The following is an 18,871-nucleotide window of genomic DNA, read 5'->3' as shown; positions in this document are numbered from 1 at the left end:
AGTTCGACGCCTCGCTGCACGTTAACCACTCGGAACCGGCGGAAAAGACGTCGCCGCCCTGCCGGGCGGCATCCCGCCGGCCGATCAGGCGACGAACCGGCACTGGCTCGCCGCCGTGCGCGTATCCATATTGCGGCCGCGGGTCGTGTGATCCTCGATCTCGGCGGCCGTACCGATGACGCGGCCGTAGAGGAAGGTCGTGAAGGCGCCGTATTCCAAAAAGCTCGCGTCGACCTCGCCGGCGACATAGGGCCGCCACAAGATCTTCAGCAGGATCACGGCGATGACCGCGTCGATGTTGACGCAATAGACGTTGCTGCTGACGCCGTAGCTGGCCAGGGCATGAACCAGCTCGTGGTAGAACTCGTGGAAGATGTTGTAGCTGCCGCGGGACTGGAAGAGTTCCCGGACATAGACCTCCCGGGGGTCCAGATTGACCTCCTTGCCCTTGAAGATCGGGTGGTTGACGCACGGGATCTTGGCGTAGGACAGGTTGCCGACGGCCTTGGCCTTGGCCTTTTGGAGCTTGAAGTCGACGGCATAGTCGGCCGCGATGCGGACCAGGTCCAGGCCATGATGCGGATCGCCGGGATCGGCCAGCGTGCGCCCGCGAAAGCGCGCGATCAGGAACTGCATGGCCTCGAAGCCGTTGCCGCCGTGGGCAAAGCCGGTGTGGCTCAGAAAGCCGAGATAGCCTTTGTTGATCTGGACCCGCTCGGGCATCTCCGGCCCGTCCGCGCTGACCGCACCCTTCGCGCCCTGGGCCGAGATGGTGCCGGGGCCGTTGGAGGCGGTCAGCCCAAGCAGCACCGAGAAGGCGAAGCGCCCATCGGCATCGGGTCGGCACCCCAGCAAGGCGAGGTAGGCGGTCTCGGTGAAGCTCCAGCCATCGATCAGGGATTGCACCGGGACGCCGCCGAACTGATCCGCGCCCTGGCGGGCCGGGCTCACCGACGCGCCGACGAGCGTCGCCGCGACGCGCAGGTGCCAGGGCAGATTGGCCAGGGTCGTCACCGAGATCCGCTTGTGCAGCAGCGGCCGCCAGGCGAGGTGCAAGCAGATGGCGGCGAGCACGGCGTCCGCGCTCGGGTGGCCGCCCTGTGCAGCGGCCAGGCCGGTCAGGTAGCGCAGGATCGCGGTCTCGACCACGCCGCGGGCCCGCGCACCCGCGAGCATGGCCTCGGCCAAGGGGTCCGGCGCGGCGGCGAGCAGGGTGCCGGCCTGCTCCGGGGTCGTCGCGGCGATGCGCGCATCGACGGCGGCATGCGGATCGGCCAGGTCCGTGATGCCCGATTGCCGCAAGACGTCCAGCAGCGTTTGCACGGCCGTTCCGGCACCCTCCACCAGCTTCGGCCCGATCAGCGCCACTGCCCCGCACAGCGCCGTGTTCGGGCTGCTGCCGGCCTCGCGGGCGGCGTGCGCCGCCGCCAGCATCGGCGTGCCGTGCAGATTGACATAGGCGTTCAGCGCGACATTGGCGAGCGCCTGGCCGGAGTCGTCGGGATACTCGCGCACCAGGGCCAGGACCAGGTTGTCCTCGTAGGTACGGGTGGCCAGGTCCAGGATGCTGACGCCGTGCAAGCGCGTGATCTGCGTTTCCGGGTCCATCATGGATGCGCCGGAGGCGTCCTTCATGACCTCCCGCGGCGGGATCACACCGAGCTGGCGGTTGACCGCCTCGATCTGCCCCTTGTAGGGATCGACGGCCGGCACCGGCTTGACGTCGAGCACCGAAGGCAGCGCAAGCCCGGTGTCATCGGCGAACCAGCACTTCATCGACAGGTCGCCGATCGGCGCGAAGTCCGGCTGCCGGCGATTGAGCGCCATCACGGCGGTCATGGCCGACGGAATGTCGGCGATGTTGGTGACGACCGCCCCTTTGGCCGAGAAGACCGGGTGTTCGGCGGTATAGACGGCATCGACGCCGCACTTCTCCATGAACCAACGCTCCTTGGCGGCGGCATTGTCGCCGCTGCCGGCGATGGCACCGGCGTGGCCGCAGGCCTTGGTCAACCGGTCCTTCCAGCGCCCGACGATGCAGGCGATGACCGGCTTCTCGAACACCAGGTCCCGCTCGTAGTAGCCGCCGGGCTCGATGTACATCACGGCCGCATGGCTGCGGCGGTCGTGGTGGAAGGCGTTCGTGAACTCCGCGGCCGCGAAGTGAATATAGACGTCCTTGCCGGACGACAACGAGACGGTGGTCCCCCAGCCGGCGGTCAGCAGATAGACGGCGATCGTGGTCGTGAAGTTGCCGGAGTTCGAATAGATGGCGACCGTGCCCGGCACCAGCGACTCGGCCGGATGGGTGCCGCCCAGCGCGCCGCCGCGTTGACTTCAATCTCGAAGGCCGAGTAGCTCGCGGATTCCAGGTTGTCGGGCAGACTCAGCCGATGCCAGGCCGGGTCGTCGCCGTCGAAGGAGCATTTGAAATCGCAGGCGACCGGGACCAACCGCCCTTGGCCCTTCGGCATCATGCGGATCGGATTCAGCTCCAGCATACTCATGCCGTAATTACTGAAGAGGTCCCACAGCTTCGGCAGATTCTGTACCAGCGGGCTGATGATCTCGCGCGGCGCGTCGATGCTGTCCAGTGCATTGGCGACGATGAACCCCTTGAAGCCGGTGAGGGCGTCAAAGGGGATGGTTGCGATCTGGTCGGACGCCAGATCTTCGATGTCGACGCCGCCGTGGTGGGTGATGGTCAGCGTCGGGGCACGGTAGCGGGTTGCGTCCGAGATCGACACATAGATCTCGTGCTCGGCCGGCACAGCACCCTCGAAGGTGACGCCCTCGGCCTTGGCCACTTGATTGCCGACCCGGTGCTCGACGAAAAACAGCCGCTCCTTCTCGCGCATGGCAGTTGCCAGATCTGTGGCCCGCCCAATCAACCCGGACTTGCCTTTCTTGCCGATGCCGCCCTTAAAGATGGGCTTGATCAGCACGCTGCCCCAGCGATCGATCAGGTCCTTGACCTGCGCGCCGGTCGCGTCCGGACCCAGCACCTCCGCGGTCGGATAGTCCACATACTCAAGGAGCTTCGCCCCCCACAGCATCCCGGTGATCTGCATCGTTCCCCCCTCCCCGCCTGCGCGGAAAACTTTTTAGCATTCGGACGTGATAACCGGACCTAGCAACCTGTCGGACTTTAGGCGATTTCCGAATAAGACGCTATCAAGAATCAAGCTCCGTAGGAGCCCGCTTGCGGGCGACGTGACCTGCCGGAATCGCGTCATTGTGCCCCACCCGTCGCCCNCAAGCGGGCTCCTACGGGTTGGATTTTTCGCGGGAATCACCTTACGTTAGATTGTGGAGCAACAACAATCCTTTATGTTGACTCATACCCCAATCCTAGGGGCTAAGTCCGACAGGCTGCTCGAGTTATTCATGCGGGGAGCGGTCCGAAGAAGATCCGCCGTGCCTTCTCTTTGCCGATCACGCGCACCAGTTCTCCCGTGGTGCAGTACATGACAATGAGGACGAACAGCAGAATCTGGATGGCCCAGAAATGCGGCCAAACCATCTCGGCAAGCAGCTTCTCATTGCCGGCCACGACACCGCCGGCCTGCCGGGAGAACTCCACGAGCCGCTCCAGGTAATGGATCAGCGCGGCCATCAGCAGATAGAGCAAAGTCTTCCAGACCACATTGTAGATCAGTGGTTTGTGAGGATAGCGATTGATGATGGGCAGCAGGTCGGCGAGCAGGACCGCCTTGCCGAGGATCAGGGCCGCGACCGCGATCGACATGGAAGTCTTGACCGGGATTCCGGTTCCCTTGAGCATCAAGACGTGGATCAGCGCCACGAGGTGCAGGGCGACAAAAAAGAAGAGTGTCGGTGGAAGTATCGCAAGGAACTCCTCTTTGATCTTCGCGGAAAGCTTGCTCATGATGTTGCGGTCATAGGTGCGTTGGGTTTGGGGTTCGGGGCACGGTGGAACGGAAAACCGGATTGCGCCCATCGTCCGGCATCATGTAGCGCCTGACCCCAGGCTGTGCAGGAACGATGATCAAGGGCCTTGCGGGGATCATCAACCGCACTCGATTACGATTACGATTACGATTACGATAACGATCGAGACACCAAAGATGCTACCTAATGGACTCGTTTAACTCTCTACCCATCAGGCGCAACGGATCAAGCATGAATTGCAGATAATCGATACGGAAATGAAAACCCACGAGCGAGCCGGCAGGTCTAAACATGGAGGTGGACGTTTTCAGATGCCATTGGTTCAACGCCCACAGCAGACCTTGTATTTCTTCCCGCTGCCGCAGGGACACGGCGCATTGCGCCCAGTGCCCGCATACTTCTTGACGAGGCGAGGCGGTGCTGATGGCGGAATCGCATGGCTGGGCGCACGGCGCGAAGGAGCCATGGCGCCTTTTTGGTGCATGCCTGGAAATAACTCACGATGTCGCAGGATCATCGGAAAAACGATATTGCTTTTAAATTCCTTAAACTCTCCGTCATCCATGTTCAGATCCGGCTGCATTTGCGCCAGTAACGCGTCGCGACGCTCCTCCGACGTCACCGCCAGATTCCAGCACAACTGAGCGAGCGAAAATGCCTTCCGCAACTGCTCCGGCGAACCGTCAGTCCCATCGATCAGCGGCTGTGCGAAACGCACCAAAGCGTCACCAATTGCACCCATATGAGCATCTCTCCGGAAGGGAATCGTGGAACGGTTGGTATAGCGTTCGCACCTGATATCCAGACAGACCTTCGTGTAGGGGCGGGGTTTAAACCCGCCCCTACGTCCGGTTATCACGTCCGAGGGCTATACTGGGGCCGCACTCGCGCGGCCGATTATTCTGAAGTGTAGCGCCCCGGGGTGTAGGGGTTCAACCAGGGTTCGTGTTCACGCCGCTCGACTCGGGCACCAGGTGGTCATCGGGGAATTCGACCCTGCTCAGTGCGCCGGCGACCCGGTGCATCCGGCGCAGGACCTCCACCCGGTGCCGAGACCCGCGCTCACCAGCACGGCGACCTGCCGGGTTGCGGTCACCGGCCCCGCTCGGCTCGCCGAGGGGGGGAGTCATCCGCGGCGTCGCGGACTCATTTCGTGTGCAATCTGATCCATCGACGCAAAGACGTGGTCCGGGCGATGGGCGCGCAGCGCCTGTGCACTGTTATAGCCCCAGAGGACCGCGCCGGCCGCCATGCCCACACCGCGCGCGGCCTCGATATCCCGGATCTCGTCGCCGATATAGATCGCCTGCGCGGGGGCAACCCGGGCGGCGCTCAGAACCTGCCGCAGCCGCGCCTGTTTGCCATGGATCGCTGCACCGCACTCCAGATAGCGGACCGGACGCAAATTCTCCGGCCCCAGCAGTCGGCACACCGTGCGCTCCGCGTTGGAACTCACGATCCCCAAGGCCAGACCGGCATCGGCCAACTCGCGCAGCATGGGGGCGACTCCGGCAAAGAGCCGGATGCCGTCCAGGTCGTCGGCCATGCGCCGCCGCAACGCGTGGGCGACCACCGGCAGCTTCCACCAGGTCACACCCAGCTGACGCAGGACCATGCGGGCGGGTAGGTCCCGCAGCCGGTCACGCTCGGCCGGTGCGATCGGCCGGAAGCGATAGCGCGGCGCGATCCCGTTCAAAGCCCGGACGAACCAATCGAAGCTATCGGCCAAGGTCCCATCGAAATCGAAGACGACCAGCCGATAGTCGCTCCGTGCGGACGCCTGGGGTAGGGGTTTGAGAATCATAGACGGGATTATGCAAAGTGTTTGATCATCGCGGCAATGACTCAGCAGACCCCGCCGGGCACCTCGCAGGGGCCGTGCATGACATACACCAGGAGTTCCAAATCCACGGGCTCCGGTGCCTGCGCGTAGTAAATGGAGCGGTAGGCGGTCTTCCAGCTCATCTCGCGTCCTGACCGCCGGGCTGATCCTCGCGGGGGCCTTGATCATCGTTCCGGCCGGCCGCGGACGGTCCGCACAGCGGACCCTACGGTAACACCGTGATCTGTAGGGTCCGCTGTGCGGACCGACGACCGCGCAGATCACGCGGTGGCCGGATTTATGATCAACGCCCTCGCGGGCGACTATCGATGCCGATCGCGTTGCCGCCCTCATCGGTCCCGAGCGGCCCTAGCGTGTCGGGGCGAGACGCCCCCAACTCCTTTGACCTTAGGGCTCTCCAGGCTGCTTGGGCTCATGTCCGGCAGCAGGTGCCCCCGGCGCCTTTATTCGCGCGCAGGACCGCCGCCTCGATCACATCGAGCGCCGCGGCGAGCGACCTGGACCTCGTGCTCCAGGCCGAGGCGCCGGCTGGCAGCTTGGTACGCCGGCGAGTGCCTGTGGTGGACGACGCAAGGGTTCAGAAGGTCAGCACCTTGTCGCTATCGACGACCCACTCCGCCAGCGCTTTCATGGTCGAGTGCTCGGCACCCTCGAAATAGGGATGGTTCTTGTAGATCCCGCAACGCGCCATGCAGGTCCCGCAGACATTGACCGCGACGCCGCGCGTGATCAGGGCCTTGAGCATCCCGGAGAGATCTTGGTCATAGCCCTCGGGCAGACGGCAGACCTCGCGCGCCAGATCAACTGCGTCGTTCATCAGGAATAAACGGACCTCCTGTCCGCCGTCGGTCAGGGTGCCGGCCAGCCGCAGCGCGTTCCAGGTGACATCGGTGCTGTCGTAGGGCTCGCGGTTCAAGACAATCAGGATCTTCATGGGTGTTCTCCACAACGATGGGGTCGCAGGTCTGGGTGCCGGTAGCGCCGAGCAACGTGACGGGCCTGTCGGTCAATTTAGCGGTATGGATCTGGATCGGGTTCCTTCAAAATGCGTGGGTGATGGTCATTAAGGGCGAAGATACCGAAAAAGGCGCCGAGGCGGATGGGGGCGGCCTCATCGGCCAGAATGAAGCTGTTCAAAGGGGGCTGCCGCCGGTCGCTGGTACGGCTGTTGGGATAAGGTGACCCAATCCTGGCAGATTCCCCGCTTTCGTTCAACTTATAAGTTGAATGTTATGGGCCCCGCTTGCGCTACGCCCCAATCACTCACCCCGGTAGACCACGACGGAACTTCCCATGCACGCTACCCTACCCCGATTGCTCGGCACCGACTTCCCGCTCCTGCGCCGCCGCGGCCTGGCGACCTTGCAGGTCAACCTGGGCTATCGCTGCAATCAGAGCTGCCTGCACTGCCACGTCAATGCCGGTCCCGGCCGGACCGAGCAGATGGACGATGCCAATCTGGCGCTGATTCCCCGCGTGCTGGCCGCCCGGCGCGTGCCGACCCTGGACCTGACCGGCGGTGCGCCCGAGTTGCACCCGCGCTTTCGCGACCTGGTGCGGGCGGCGCGGGGCCTGGGCGCGCACGTCATCGACCGCTGTAACCTGACCATCCTCAGCGAGCCCGGACAGGAAGACCTGGCGGAACTCCTCGCCGAACATGGGGTGGAAGTCCTGGCCTCCCTGCCCGGCTATCTGGAGGAGAACGTCAACGCGCAGCGCGGCCACGGGGTCTATGCCCGCAGTATCGACGGTCTGAGGCGCCTCAATGCACTGGGTTATGGCCGGCAAGACGGCGAGCGGCGCCTCAATCTGGTCTACAACCCGGGCGATGCGAGCCTTCCGCCGGCTCAGGCGGGGCTGGAGGTCGCCTTCAAGCGGGAGCTGTGGGAGCGGCACGGGATTGTCTTCAACCGGCTCTACGTCCTCGCCAACATGCCCATCTGCCGTTTCGGCAGCACCCTGGTCTCCCGGGGGCAGTTCACGGCTTACCTGGCGCTGCTCAAGGCGAACCACTGCCGCGAGAACCTTGACCAGGTCATGTGCCGCGACCTGATCAGCGTGGACTGGCAGGGCCGGCTGTTCAACTGTGACTTCAACCAGCAATTGGGGCTGGCCATGCGCACGGAGGAATCCGGCGAGGCCTGGCCGCACCTGCGTGACCTGTTGGAGACGGATTACGCCGCGACGCCTATCGCCGTGGCCGACCACTGCTACGGCTGCACCGCGGGCCAAGGCAGCAGTTGCGGCGGGGCACTGGGGGACGCCGGCCAACCCGCAACGCCATGAAGCAGCGGCGCAAGCGCTTTGGCCCCCCGGCCGGCCTGCGGGAACGGGTCGTCACCTCCGGTCGGCGCTGGGAAACACAGGGTCCGTGGCGCACCGTTCTCCTGTGGCGGCTGCGCTTCGCCTACCGGCGTGGCGCACCAGCCCAGTTGCTGGCCGAACGCTATGGCGGTGGACCGCCGCGGGATGCCGCTTCCGCGCCGCAGGCCCAAGCATGAACGCGGCGCGCATCCTGGTCTTTGCCAAGGCCCCGGTCCACGGTCGGGTCAAGACCCGGCTCATCCCCGCCTTGGGCGCGGCAGGCGCGGCGCGGCTCGCCAAACGCCTGCTTGACCAGACCCTGAGGCAGGCGCTAGCGGCCGGAGTTGGCCCGGTCGAGCTGTGCGCCAGTCCGGCCGTCACTCACCCCGACTGGGTCGGGCAGGCCCTACCGCCGGGGCTTGCGACCAGTGACCAGGGGGAGGGTGACCTGGGGGCGCGCCTGGCTCGGGCCGCGCGGCGGCACTTGGACTCAGGCGGGGACGCGACGCGGCGGGTCCTGCTGATCGGCACCGATTGCCCGGCGCTATCCATCCAGCACCTGCGTGCAGCCGCCGCCGCCCTGGACGAGTGCGAGGCGGCGATGATCCCGGCCCATGACGGGGGATACGTGCTCCTCGGCCTGCGGGCCTTCCATCCCAGCCTGTTTGCGGACCTGCCCTGGAGCACCGCGGCGGTCGCGGAGCTGACGCTTGCTCGTATCAAGGCACTGAGCTGGCGGGTCTGGGTGGGCGCCGAGCTTCAGGACATCGACGAACCGGCCGACTTGAGTTGCTTGTGAGCGCACCTCGGCGCGGCGCTGCCTCTCCAATGGGGCGTTCAAAGAAAAGCCCCGCTTCCGGCCTTAGCCAAGAAGCGGGGCTTTCCAGCCGTCCTGCTGCTTACTTACCAGGCCAACTCACCGCACTCAGCGCCTCGGCATCGATGCCGCTGATGAGTCTGCGCCAGACCTCACCGTCGAAGTTCCATAGACCTCTGCCGTCAAAGTCGACCATCAGACCACCGCTCCATTCGCTTACGCCGCCCTTGCCGGCATTCCAGGCACTGAGTTTCGTCCAAGTCGTGCCGTCATAGTTCCAAAGCCCGTTGGAGTCAAAGTCCGCCACCAACCCATTCGTCCATCCGGCGATTCCGCCATCGCCGGGATTCCCGGTATGGATACTCTTCCAGTCGGTGCCGTCATAGCTCCAGAGACCCTTGGTGCCGCCGAAGTCCGCCGCCAGCCCACCGCTCCAGGCGGCCAGTCCACGAACATCGGGTCGGTTGACATTGATCCTTGCCCAGGTCGTGCCGTTATAGTTCCAGAGGCCGCTCGGGCCGAGGTCGACCGCCAACCCCTTTGACCATCCGGCCATTACACCCTTGCCGGACATCCCGGTATGGAGCCATTTAAGGGACTTACCGTCATAGTTCACGAGGACCTTGGTGCCGAAGTCCACCGCTAGCCCGCCCGCCCAGTTTGCCAGTCCACCGTTGATGGGACTGAGGGGATAGACCTTTTTCCAGGTCGCGCCGTTGTAGTTCCAGAGACCTTTGGTGCCTAAGTCTACCGCCAGCCCGCCCGACCAGCCAGCCAGACCTTCCGCATTCCCGTCGTGGATCCTGTCCCAAGCACCATCAATGGTCGCGTCCGGATCATTGCTGGTCGCACCCAGATCATTCAGGGTGTAGAGCCACAGGCCGGTGCTGCCGAAATCGACGACGAAATCGGCCACCACGGCGTCGACCACGGTCAACTCCACCGGAACGCTCAGCGTACCATCGGGTGTATCGGTCCGGACGTTCAGCTTGGACTGGTAAACGCCGACCGTCATCCCGTCGACGCCGGCATCGAAGGTCACGTTGACAACTTGATGCGCCGTGGGTGCCAGAACGCCGGACGTCGGACTCTCACTGAGCCAGGGGACATCCACCACCCCACCCGTGGCGATGGCCAGGACGTCCGTCTCGGCGCCGCCCGGGAAGGCGCCGACCAGGGCGCTGTTGCCCGTGGTGATGTCGATCACCCGCATCTCGCCCGCACCGCTATCACTGGTCCAGGCCGCCCAGTACAGGATGCCGGAGGCATCATCGAAGTCCATTCCTTGGGCATAATTGGCGTCGACCCCGACCGAGCCAACCACCGTGCCGGCAGCGGTCGCCGGATCGATACGCACCAGGACATTGTTCATGATATCTACGCCATAGATGAACGTGTTGTCCGGCGACATGGCGATATCGATGATGCAGGGGCCATTGGTGATGGGACCGATCACCGTTGGCTCGCCGGTCGTGAGGTTGACGCTGTAGAGCGTCGATGATGATCCACAGACACTCCCGGAGGCATACATGACCCCATTACTCCCCCCGCTCATGCCGGTCCAGGTTTCACCGGCAATCGGCGCGGCGGCAGCGATCACCGTGGTGGCTCCGGTGACCGTATCCAGACTGTGCAACTGGTTGGTCGCGTAATCGAGGGCATAGAGCTTGGTGAAATCGCCGCCGATGAAGTCCCCGGCTAAATAGGAGGTGCCAGGTTTGTTGGCGATGACGTTCCAGGTTCCAGGAACATCGACACTGGGAATGCTGACCAGATTCTCGCCGGGATAGACGTCCATGGCAAAGGCCGGCGCGCCACTCAGAGTCCCCAACGGCTGCGCCGGCGCGGGAGCGGCCGCAGACAAGTCTTTGATGGCGTCACGTGGCGCCGGTCCGGTGGACGCTGGAACCTCCGAAACCGGGATCAGACCGGTAAAGGTCGGAATCGCGATCTTGGCGGTGCCAGTCATCTGGGCGCTTGCCGTCACCGATTGCTCGGTGATCGCGAAATTCAGCGTCTGACCGCCGGTGTTGGACAGGTCCAAGGGCAGGGTCCGGCTCTTCCCCAGAGTCACCGTGGCCGCCAGGGAGGTGGGATTCAGCACCAGTTTGCCCGCCGGGGGGTCGCTGCACACTAGCCCGCCGGCCGCCAGCACGTTCAGATAGCCGTAGCCATAGGTGTAATTGCCCGGTCCTTCGGGCGGGGCACCGCAGTCACCGGCGGGTGGGGTATCGGCATTGCCTTGGAGGGCCTGGACGGTCTGATCGATCTGGCCGATCAGATTGGGATTGCAGGACCACAGCAGGGCGACGGCGCCCGCGCTGTGCGGGCTCGCCATCGAGGTGCCGCTATAGTCGCAACTCCAACTGTCACCGGGCAGGGACGAGCACACATTGACGCCGGGCGCGGAGATATTGGCCTTGGTATAGGGATCATGGCCAAATGCCGAGGGGCCGCGGCTGGAGAAGTAGGCAATCGCGCGCGCACTGTCGTGCGCGGCCGAGGCGAAGGAGGCCTGATAATCACCAGGTGACCCCAGCGAGCCGCAACCGTTTGACCCATCGTTTCCTGCGGAAAACGCCGGGAAGATACCGGCCGCCCGCCACGCATCCACCTTGCTCTGATACCAGGTATTGCCGCCGTCGCCGCCCCAGGAATTATTGACGACATGAGGGCGGTTGGCCGTATTGCCGCCCGGGGCCAGGAGCCAGTCGGCACAGGTATTCAGCGCAAGGTCGGAGCAACTGTTGGATTCACAGCCCTTGCAGGCAATCCACTTGGCCCCGGGGGCCATGCCCGCCTGCCAGGCGAGGCTGGAATCGTTCGCGCCGACCATGGTTCCCATGGTATGGGTGCCATGGCCGTTGTTGTCGCAGGCGCCGGCCGAACCACAGATGTTGGAGGGGTCCGCCCAGCAGGTCGGGTCGGCCGCGGCGCTCCCGCACTTGAAGGCATTCACCAGCGCGGGATGGTTCCACTGCACCCCGGTATCGATGTTGGCGACGACAATGCCCTCACCCTCTTTCGCATAGGTTGACCAAAAGGCGTCGGCGTTGGTATCCACGATACCCCACGCGAGGCTGCCGGCGGGCTGATTGCTGATGTCGGCACCGCCGCCGATGATCGGCAGATCGATCTCGAAGGTCCGCGGCAGCTTCAGGGCCGTGACCCCGGGGAGCCGGGCGAGCGCCTGGGCGACGGCCAGATCGGCCCGTTCGACATAGAGGAGGTTGCCGACGAAGAACGAGGTCGATTTCAACCCGGCCGCGGCGAGCAGTTGCTGCGCCTCTGCCTGGCTGGACTGCGCGGTCGCCCTGAGGGTGTCATAGACATACTGCCCGCGCTCTTCCCAGGTCATCGCGAAGCCATAGACCGAGCTCAAGTCCGCCTTCTGTTCAAAGTGGACATAGAAGGCACTGGTGCCTTTGGTCTGCAATGTCTGTATAAGTTCGGATTCGATCTTGGCCCCAGCGTCACCGACCGCGGCGGTGGATTGCGCGAACGCTCCCCCCGAACCGATCGTGACGAAGACGGCGAGACCCCACTGCCGGAGATTCCGATACCAGGAATGCCTTTTCATTTTAACTTGGTCCTATCCAATTCACCTCAAGTTGTGGTTACAACCCGCTCCTGATGCCGAATCCCAAGTGTATGCGGACATCTCAGACCAATTCAGAAACGGGTCGCATTCTTCGCACCCCGCAGATCGATTGAACAAGCGTGCGGCACAACACCCCTGAGAATCGGTGCCGACAATGGCCGCGTGAAGAACGACCGGCAGCAACCGACAAGGATCCGCAGGAACAGCCGACCGCGGAAGTGCAATCCAGACATAGCGCCGCGCTAATTAGCATATGACATATTTCTAAATTCGTCAAGGTAGAGGCATTTCAATTTAAATGCTTGTTTGCTTCAATAATCATTAAGAGCATGATCTAAAGCGAGCTACAACGTTTTCTTCTTATAGTATGTATTGGATTTAATTAACTCCTAAGAGCCATTTGCGCTGCGACGTTTTTCGCGGGCGCCGCGGGGCTGGGCCGGGGGCCGGCGAGCCTGAAGCGCAGACGTTTTCGCGCGGGCGCGGGCACCAGCGGTATCCAATTTGAGAGGAGTTCTCAGAAACCTCGCGTGCGGACAACCACGCCCGCCGGCGACGCGCTGGCGCCCTGGCCGGTCGCGGGAGGCGTCGAGGTTAACCGGTCGCCGGGATGGGCTGGACCAGCGAGCGCATCTGCTCGATGCGACCTTCTTTTTCTCGAACGCCTCGCCGCCCTGTTGCCGCCAGGTACTGGGCGAGCTGCTCATCGAGCAAAGGCGCGAAGATGTCGGAAACAACTGTCTCTACGATCGGTCGAGGCCCAAAAACCGCTTCGGGGAACTGATCGATCAGGCACAACGGGAGCCCATTGAGATTACCCGGCGCGGCCGGCCGGTTGCCTACGTGGTCTGCGGGCACGACCTCAAGGCGCTTGCGGACTTAAGCACGCGCCGCGAAGAAGCGGTGAGATGGTACGCCAACGATCGGCGCACGACCGCAACCTCGCCGGGGGTTGCAGTTCCAATGTTGGGTGGCTGCCCGCCGACAGCGTGCCGGCAGCGAGACTGATGGTGGATGCGCTGCGCTTATCCACCCTACAAAACCGGCCCGCTGTAGGGTGGATAAGGCGCGCCGCTCGGTGTCAGGGACCCGGCACGCCGGTCGTGCGCGCCGCATCCACCAGGGGGGCTGCGCGATGCTGCCCAAATTTGGAATTGCTGCGCCGGAGGCGGCGGCCTTGACCGACGCGGATAGCGACCGATTGGTCCATGAGCTTCGCTAAACGCGTGGTGCTGGATACGGGGGTCCTGGTGAGCGCCGCGATCCGCACCTCATGCGGATGCACCCTTGGCGCGGTATCCCGATACTTCCCCCCGCCGCGTTCCTGGTCGGAATTCGCTGGCGGTCGCCAAGGACCCGGCCGGTATAGAAGGCGGGGCCGCTAGCGCGTTCCGCCCTACACGAGTTCCGTCACCAGGCCGGATGGCGCAGCCGGTATGCATCCAGGATCAGTCCCGCGATCTGTTCGGCAGTTCGGCCGTTGGGCTTGATGCCAAAGCTCACGGCAGGCCAGCCGGGGATCTCGGTATCGTCGAGATGGACCGGGATGACTGCATCCTCCGCGCGGCGGGTTAGCAGCACACCGCGGATGGTCTCCCACTCCAGCGCGCACCAGGGTTTGGCGTAATGCCGGGAGAAGAAGGGAACGACCAGCTCGGCCTGCTTGTAGCAGTCTTGCAGCTTCAGATCGCCGCCGCTGCCGAGCAGCCGGGCCTCGTACCAGGCATCATAAAAGACCCGGTGGCGTCCGAGGACCCCGGCAAGACACTCAACGACGTCCAGCACCAGGCTCCGATGCTCGCCAGGGAACGACACCGCGACGGCAAAAGGCGCATCGACCGCCGGCAGCTCGCGGGCCCACTCCGGCAACCGCGTCGGCTCCAGCCCGTCGAGCAGTGCGAGCACCGCGACATCGGCGTAATCGGGCGGCTTGGGACACTCGATGGTCCGCTTGCTCCGCGCCTTGCGCTCGATCAGTTCCTTCTGCGCGAACATCGCGGGCTCCGTCAGATCCGCACAGGTCCGGCAGATGCACGGCACCCACTTCCCGACCTTGTCCTTGAGCCCCGGAAAGCTCGCGTTCAGCGCATCCAGGTCGCTCGCGATGATGCTGAGCAGCGCCTTGTGTTCCGGACCGCGGGCGCGTAGCGCGATCTCGTTGCCGCGCACGGTCGTCTCCACCAGCACCGCCGTCCCGTCGTGCTCGAACAGCGCACCGCGTGACCAGCAGAGATCCGGCTGCTTGACGAAACGGTGCATCCGCACGATGAGCCGGCTGACCAGTCCGCGGGGCAGAAACGCGTAACGGTAGGTCAACATCAGGTCGCCGGTCCTGGCCCAATCGCTCAACGCGGGCGGCTTGGACGGCGACAGGTGTTGGGGGGCCAGCCAGGTCTCCGGCTTGGTGTCGGGCAGCGGATAGCAGAGCTCGAACCGGGCCATCAGGGCACGCAGCTCAAGGTCCTTGTCCGCGTAGCCGCGGTCGCACCACAGGCGATCACAATCAGCCAGCGTGAACCGGCCCCGCCGTTCCTTCACCTGCTCGTCGTCCAGGATGCGAAACACCGCATCCGTCACCCATTGGTTCTGCAGGAACACCGTTCGACCCAGCTCCCGCGGCTCCCGGAAGTGCAGGAACACTCCCAGGTCATGCAGGTATTGGCTCAATAGCAGCGCCTTCTCGCGGTCCAATTCCAGATGACGTCCGTAGACCGCGAGATATTCGTCGAGTTGGATATAGGGCCGGGAATGCGCCAACGCCTCCAGATCCCGGCGAATCGCGACCCACTTGGCCGGCACGTCCTCGCCGATATGCGGCAAGCGCCTGGCGAAGTATTCCACCGCTTGGCGCAGGCCGTCCGCCGCCCCCGGATGTTCCAGGTTGCCCCGGAGGACCTGCTGCACATTGGGAAAGCGCACCTTGATGCCCGCCTCGTCGATCTGCTTGCTCCGCCCGCCCTTCTCGTTCTGAAAGATCAGCAGTGGGCTTCCCTCGCTGAATGTGTCGACCACCTCCAGCCAAAACTTAAAGCCCTCGTCATGGATCGATTTGTTGTCGCTACGCGTATCGTCGACCAGCACATAGAGTGAGCGCCTGGTCAGAAAGAACTGGTGCGTGGCGTGATAAATCTGCTGGCCGCCGAAGTCCCAGGCATTGAGCCGGAAGCTGCGTCTGTCCGAGGTCGGGAACTCGTGCCGGTGGATGTCGATGCCGCGGGTGGTCTCGTCCTCGGCGGGCAGGCCCAGCTCGGGCAGGAACAGGCGGCGCAGCAGGCTGGTCTTTCCGGCCCCGCCCTCGCCGACAATCAGTAGCTTGGCCTCGTAGGAACGCCGATTCGAACAACTCGGGCGTCAGGCTCACCAAGGTCGCCTCCGAAGCGTCGCGGAGATCCTGAATGATCTGCACGGCGGCGGTTCGGTCCATTCGGGACAGGGCATTGCCGATCTCCAGCAGCACGGCATCGGTGATCACGACCGGCTGGCCGTCGTACCGCTGCGAGAGCACCAGCGCCTCGGCATGGTGCTGATCGTTCTCGTTTACCAGCGCGAGGATGTAGCCGGTATCGATGAAGACGGATTCAGGCATCCTGCTCGCCGACGCTGTACGCGTCGTGGTTGGTCGAGAGATCCGTCGGCCCCTGAATGCGCACCCGGCGCAGGCGCGCAAATAGGGTCTCGTTGCCACCGGCGTCCTGGGATTCGGCATCCACTAGGACAACGCGCACCGTCTTGCCGTCCAGTCGACGGCGATGTTCCGCCGGGATGTCGAGAACTCCGTCGTGGGCAATGGCTTGAAATTCGATTGCCTTCATACCGATGGTCATTCTGGTTCGCGGCCGGTTGCGGCCTGGGCTCTTGGCAGGGAGTTGGGAGCCGGGTCTTGTTGTTTGTGTGGTGGTCTCATTCGGTCAAATTAGGCCAATCTAGACCTAGCTGCAAGCAGGGGCGGAGCCCAGGCGGCGTGGCGGCAGGGCTCAGCAAGAAATAGGGGACATGCCACAATAAGGGTACATCAAAGTCAGAGCCCTTTTTGTAGTGGCCCGTATTTCAAGCGATGGCTTGAATCCCTTTCTTCTCGATGACGGTCAAGAGCCGCAGCGCCGGGCCGCCGGGGCGCTTGATGCCTCGCTCCCAGTCCGAGACGAGGTTCTTGCTGACGTTGAGGTAGCGGGCAAAGACCGGCTGAGAGAGATGCTCACGCTCGCGCAACGCCCGGATGGCTGCGGGCGAGAGCGGTTCGACCGGCGTCAGGCATGAGTCGTCAAACTCGCGCATGGTCTGATTGTCGATGGCGCCAACCTCGTGGAGGGCCTCCATGGTTTCGTGGATCGAGGCCAGCGCGTCGCTACGGTACTGCTTGGTCATCGTCGTCAACCTCCGAAAATTGGCCGTTGCGGACCAGCGCCGCGAGTTGCTCATCCGTCAACTCCAGGACGTGCCGCGCCGCCTTCTTGACGGCGGCTCAGCAATCCCAAGGATTCGGGCCGCCCGTATCGATCCCATACCGCGCGATAGCCTCCTCGACCCTGGATTGTTCGATGGAACCATCGTCAGCCACGGCCTTGAGCGCGGCGACGGCGATGTGGTGCCGATCCACCTCAAAGAAGCGGCGTAACGCGGCACGGGTGTCGCTGCGCCCATACCCGTCGGTGCCCAAGGTGACATAGCGGCGCGGCACCCAGGCGCGAATGAGATCCGGTACCGTGCGCAGGTAGTCGCTCACGGCGACCACGGGGCCCGCGGTCGGCGCCAGGCATTGCTCGACCCAGCTCAGGTCGGGCACTGCGCTCGGGTGCAGACGATTGCGCCGCTCGGCGTCGAGTCCGTCGCGGCGCAGCTCCGTGAAGCTGGTGACGCTCCACACATCCGCGGCCACGCCCCAGTCTTCCTCTAGCAACTCGGCGGCGGCCAACCCCTCGCGCAGCAGGGTGCCGGCCCCCAGCAGCTGCACGCGCGGCCCGCCCTGGCGGTCCGCGGCCAGCCGCAGCCGGTACAGGCCGCGCAGGATACCTTCCTGCGCACCCTCCGGCATGGCGGGGTGGACATAGTTCTCGTTCGTCACCGTGACATAGTAGAAGACGTCCTCCTGGTCCTCGAGCATCCGCCGCATACCGTCCTGCACAATGGCGGCCAGCTCGTAGCCGTAGCAGGGATCGTAGGCCACGCAATTGGGTACGACCGAGAATAGCAGGTGGCTGGAGCCGTCCTGGTGCTGCAGACCCTCGCCCGAGAGGGTGGTGCGGCCGGCGGTGGCGCCGATCAGGAAGCCCCGACAGCGCGAATCGCCGGCGGCCCAAACCAGATCGCCGATGCGCCGGTAGCCGAAGACTGAATAGAAGATGTAGAAGGGCAGCATCGGCACACCGTGGGTGCTGTAGCTAGTCGCGGCGGCGATCCAGGAGGCCAGGGCGCCGGCCTCGGTGATGCCCTCCTCCAGGATCTGGCCGTCGCGGGCCTCCTTGTAGTAGAGCAGTTCGTCCTTGTCCTCCGGTTGGTAGAGTTGCCCGACCGCGGAGTAAATGGCGACCTGCCGGAAGAGCGCCTGCATGCCGAAGGTGCGCGCCTCGTCGGCGACGATCGGCACCAACGTGCGGCCGAACGCCGGGTCGCGCAGCAGATGCGACAGAAGCTGCACGAACACCATGGTCGTGGACTCCTCCCAGCAGCCGGGCGAAGGCGGTCGCCGCGGGCGCGGCCCGCGCCGGACCCTGGCCGACACGTGCCGGCAGATAGCCGCCGAGCGCCTGCCGGCACGCGTGCAGGTATTTCATCTCGGGGCTGTCGGCCGGCGTGCGATAGAAGCTTAAGGCCGTGACATCGGCGTCGGACAGCGGCAGTTCAAAACGGTCGCGGAAGGCGAGCAGCGCCTCGGCCTCCAGCTTTTTCTGCCCGTGGGAACCCATCTTGCCCTGACCCCAATGGCCCATCCCGTAGCCCTATAGTGGACCCCGAAAACCGGACAGTAATTTAAGCTCGCGCCGAACCAAAAGGGGCATATCAGAATGGGCGAAGCGAAGCGCAAGACGTACACGGCATCCTTCAAGGCCAAAGTCGGTCTGGAAGCGATCCGCGGGGTCAAGACGACGAACGAGATCGGACAGGAGCATGGGGTCCACTATAGGGCGCGCTCCAATGACAGCTTAGAGTGTGCAATAGGGGGCAAGAAAAGGCCACAACTGATAAGTAATCCGTCGGTCCCGTACTGCATCGCTATAGTTCTGTTGGTTTTTGATGGCTCGCGTTGTCGCTATGGGACATTAAAGGGACAGTGCGAGGGAAAGTAAGGGGCTTTCTCGGCTGTCCAGCGCCGGCCGGGTTCGCCCTGGGGCTCGACGAGGGGATGTCCGGAGCAGTGCCGGCGGATCGGCGCCCGTGCTCTCGCGCGGCTGGCAGT

At 64.2% G+C, this 18,871-nt stretch carries 17 protein-coding genes and 2 pseudogenes; 5 read left to right on the top strand and 14 right to left on the bottom strand.

Annotated elements, in window-relative coordinates:
• Positions 1-84: 84 nt before the first annotated feature.
• From A39O_RS31595 to A39O_RS0102065, 7 genes are all read right to left on the bottom strand, one after another.
• Complete coding sequence (locus A39O_RS31595) at positions 85-2,289, bottom strand: hypothetical protein (protein ID WP_020503061.1); 2,205 nt, start codon at positions 2,287-2,289, stop codon at positions 85-87.
• Complete coding sequence (locus tag A39O_RS31590; RefSeq protein WP_245561722.1) at positions 2,220-3,071, bottom strand: ATP-grasp domain-containing protein; 852 nt, start codon at positions 3,069-3,071, stop codon at positions 2,220-2,222. Before A39O_RS31590 ends, A39O_RS31595 begins: the two co-directional genes overlap by 70 nt.
• 314 nt (positions 3,072-3,385) lie before the next feature.
• On the bottom strand, positions 3,386-3,889 hold the full coding sequence (locus tag A39O_RS0102085) for a hypothetical protein (RefSeq protein ID WP_026199096.1): 504 nt from the start codon (positions 3,887-3,889) through the stop codon (positions 3,386-3,388).
• 345 nt (positions 3,890-4,234) lie between these two features.
• Positions 4,235-4,654, bottom strand: a complete 420-nt coding sequence (locus tag A39O_RS42025; RefSeq protein WP_020503059.1) for an SEC-C metal-binding domain-containing protein — start codon at positions 4,652-4,654, stop codon at positions 4,235-4,237.
• Positions 4,655-4,844: 190 nt separating this feature from the next.
• On the bottom strand, positions 4,845-5,042 hold the full coding sequence (locus tag A39O_RS40195) for a hypothetical protein (RefSeq protein WP_157639564.1): 198 nt from the start codon (positions 5,040-5,042) through the stop codon (positions 4,845-4,847).
• A complete protein-coding gene (locus tag A39O_RS0102075) occupies positions 5,039-5,716 on the bottom strand; it encodes an HAD hydrolase-like protein (protein ID WP_020503058.1) in 678 nt (225 codons plus the stop codon). The genes A39O_RS40195 and A39O_RS0102075 overlap by 4 nt, the downstream gene beginning before the upstream one ends.
• 616 nt (positions 5,717-6,332) lie before the next feature.
• The gene (locus A39O_RS0102065; RefSeq protein WP_020503056.1) at positions 6,333-6,689 is read right to left on the bottom strand and encodes a DsrE/DsrF/TusD sulfur relay family protein; all 357 of its coding nucleotides are present in this window, start codon (positions 6,687-6,689) and stop codon (positions 6,333-6,335) included.
• Positions 6,690-6,691: 2 nt separating this feature from the next.
• Here A39O_RS0102065 and A39O_RS0102060 point away from each other — a divergent pair, with 2 nt between their 5' ends.
• The 4 genes from A39O_RS0102060 (at position 6,692) to A39O_RS0102045 (ending at position 8,858) form a co-directional block, all read left to right on the top strand.
• Positions 6,692-6,937, top strand: a complete 246-nt coding sequence (locus A39O_RS0102060) for a hypothetical protein (RefSeq protein WP_157639563.1) — start codon at positions 6,692-6,694, stop codon at positions 6,935-6,937.
• 111 nt (positions 6,938-7,048) lie between these two features.
• The gene (gene arsS, locus A39O_RS0102055; protein ID WP_026199095.1) at positions 7,049-8,041 is read left to right on the top strand and encodes an arsenosugar biosynthesis radical SAM (seleno)protein ArsS; all 993 of its coding nucleotides are present in this window, start codon (positions 7,049-7,051) and stop codon (positions 8,039-8,041) included.
• Positions 8,038-8,256 carry a glycosyltransferase family protein gene (locus A39O_RS0102050; protein WP_020503053.1) on the top strand — a complete coding sequence of 73 codons (219 nt, stop codon included), beginning with the start codon at positions 8,038-8,040 and terminating at the stop codon, positions 8,254-8,256. The genes arsS and A39O_RS0102050 overlap by 4 nt, the downstream gene beginning before the upstream one ends.
• Positions 8,253-8,858: a TIGR04282 family arsenosugar biosynthesis glycosyltransferase gene (locus tag A39O_RS0102045; protein WP_020503052.1), complete on the top strand. Its 606-nt coding sequence runs from the start codon at positions 8,253-8,255 to the stop codon at positions 8,856-8,858. The genes A39O_RS0102050 and A39O_RS0102045 overlap by 4 nt, the downstream gene beginning before the upstream one ends.
• Before the next feature lie 100 nt (positions 8,859-8,958).
• Here the strand turns inward: A39O_RS0102045 and A39O_RS36105 are convergent, their stop codons facing one another.
• Together A39O_RS36105 and A39O_RS41535 are read right to left on the bottom strand one after the other, a co-directional pair.
• Positions 8,959-12,456 carry a S8 family serine peptidase gene (locus tag A39O_RS36105; protein ID WP_026199094.1) on the bottom strand — a complete coding sequence of 1,166 codons (3,498 nt, stop codon included), beginning with the start codon at positions 12,454-12,456 and terminating at the stop codon, positions 8,959-8,961.
• A 615-nt stretch (positions 12,457-13,071) separates the two neighbouring features.
• Positions 13,072-13,275 (bottom strand): hypothetical protein, encoded by a 204-nt coding sequence (locus A39O_RS41535; RefSeq protein WP_020503051.1) that lies wholly within the window; start codon positions 13,273-13,275, stop codon positions 13,072-13,074.
• On the opposite strand from A39O_RS41535, the gene A39O_RS37515 reads away from it, so the two are divergent.
• Positions 13,177-13,485 (top strand): type II toxin-antitoxin system prevent-host-death family antitoxin, encoded by a 309-nt coding sequence (locus A39O_RS37515; protein ID WP_245561733.1) that lies wholly within the window; start codon positions 13,177-13,179, stop codon positions 13,483-13,485. The genes A39O_RS41535 and A39O_RS37515 overlap by 99 nt on opposite strands.
• Before the next feature lie 402 nt (positions 13,486-13,887).
• Here the strand turns inward: A39O_RS37515 and A39O_RS31580 are convergent, their stop codons facing one another.
• From A39O_RS31580 to A39O_RS31575, 5 genes and pseudogenes are all read right to left on the bottom strand, one after another.
• Positions 13,888-15,747, bottom strand: coding sequence for a COR domain-containing protein (locus A39O_RS31580; protein WP_245561731.1), 1,860 nt, complete (start codon positions 15,745-15,747; stop codon positions 13,888-13,890).
• A gap of 70 nt (positions 15,748-15,817) precedes the next feature.
• A pseudogene (locus A39O_RS37505) lies at positions 15,818-16,063 on the bottom strand (type II toxin-antitoxin system VapC family toxin); the annotation flags it as partial.
• A complete protein-coding gene (locus A39O_RS0102020) occupies positions 16,056-16,289 on the bottom strand; it encodes a hypothetical protein (RefSeq protein ID WP_157639562.1) in 234 nt (77 codons plus the stop codon). The pseudogene A39O_RS37505 and the gene A39O_RS0102020, both read right to left, overlap by 8 nt.
• 235 nt (positions 16,290-16,524) lie before the next feature.
• A complete protein-coding gene (locus A39O_RS0102015; RefSeq protein WP_020503046.1) occupies positions 16,525-16,842 on the bottom strand; it encodes a helix-turn-helix domain-containing protein in 318 nt (105 codons plus the stop codon).
• Between the two features lie 97 nt (positions 16,843-16,939).
• Positions 16,940-18,413: pseudogene (locus A39O_RS31575) on the bottom strand (transketolase-like TK C-terminal-containing protein); the annotation flags it as partial.
• Positions 18,414-18,871 lie beyond the last annotated feature (458 nt).

The sequence above is a fragment of the Lamprocystis purpurea DSM 4197 genome (assembly GCF_000379525.1).
Classification (GTDB): Bacteria; Pseudomonadota; Gammaproteobacteria; order Chromatiales; family Chromatiaceae; genus Thiodictyon; species Thiodictyon purpureum.
The sequence above is the reverse complement of the archived record's forward strand: the minus strand, read 5'-3'. Positions and strand labels throughout refer to the sequence as shown.

Bases quoted from the DNA above. Each gene is read 5' to 3' on its own strand.
- A39O_RS31590 (WP_245561722.1), bottom strand. From the start codon at position 3,071: ATGCAGATCACCGGGATGCTGTGGGGGGCGAAGCTCCTTGAGTATGTG.
- A39O_RS0102085 (WP_026199096.1), bottom strand. From the start codon at position 3,889: ATGAGCAAGCTTTCCGCGAAGATCAAAGAGGAGTTCCTTGCGATACTT.
- A39O_RS42025 (WP_020503059.1), bottom strand. From the start codon at position 4,654: ATGGGTGCAATTGGTGACGCTTTGGTGCGTTTCGCACAGCCGCTGATC.
- A39O_RS40195 (WP_157639564.1), bottom strand. From the start codon at position 5,042: ATGACTCCCCCCCTCGGCGAGCCGAGCGGGGCCGGTGACCGCAACCCG.
- A39O_RS0102075 (WP_020503058.1), bottom strand. From the start codon at position 5,716: ATGATTCTCAAACCCCTACCCCAGGCGTCCGCACGGAGCGACTATCGG.
- A39O_RS0102065 (WP_020503056.1), bottom strand. From the start codon at position 6,689: ATGAAGATCCTGATTGTCTTGAACCGCGAGCCCTACGACAGCACCGAT.
- arsS (WP_026199095.1), top strand. From the start codon at position 7,049: ATGCACGCTACCCTACCCCGATTGCTCGGCACCGACTTCCCGCTCCTG.
- A39O_RS0102050 (WP_020503053.1), top strand. From the start codon at position 8,038: ATGAAGCAGCGGCGCAAGCGCTTTGGCCCCCCGGCCGGCCTGCGGGAA.
- A39O_RS0102045 (WP_020503052.1), top strand. From the start codon at position 8,253: ATGAACGCGGCGCGCATCCTGGTCTTTGCCAAGGCCCCGGTCCACGGT.
- A39O_RS36105 (WP_026199094.1), bottom strand. From the start codon at position 12,456: ATGAAAAGGCATTCCTGGTATCGGAATCTCCGGCAGTGGGGTCTCGCC.
- A39O_RS0102020 (WP_157639562.1), bottom strand. From the start codon at position 16,289: ATGAAGGCAATCGAATTTCAAGCCATTGCCCACGACGGAGTTCTCGAC.
- A39O_RS0102015 (WP_020503046.1), bottom strand. From the start codon at position 16,842: ATGACCAAGCAGTACCGTAGCGACGCGCTGGCCTCGATCCACGAAACC.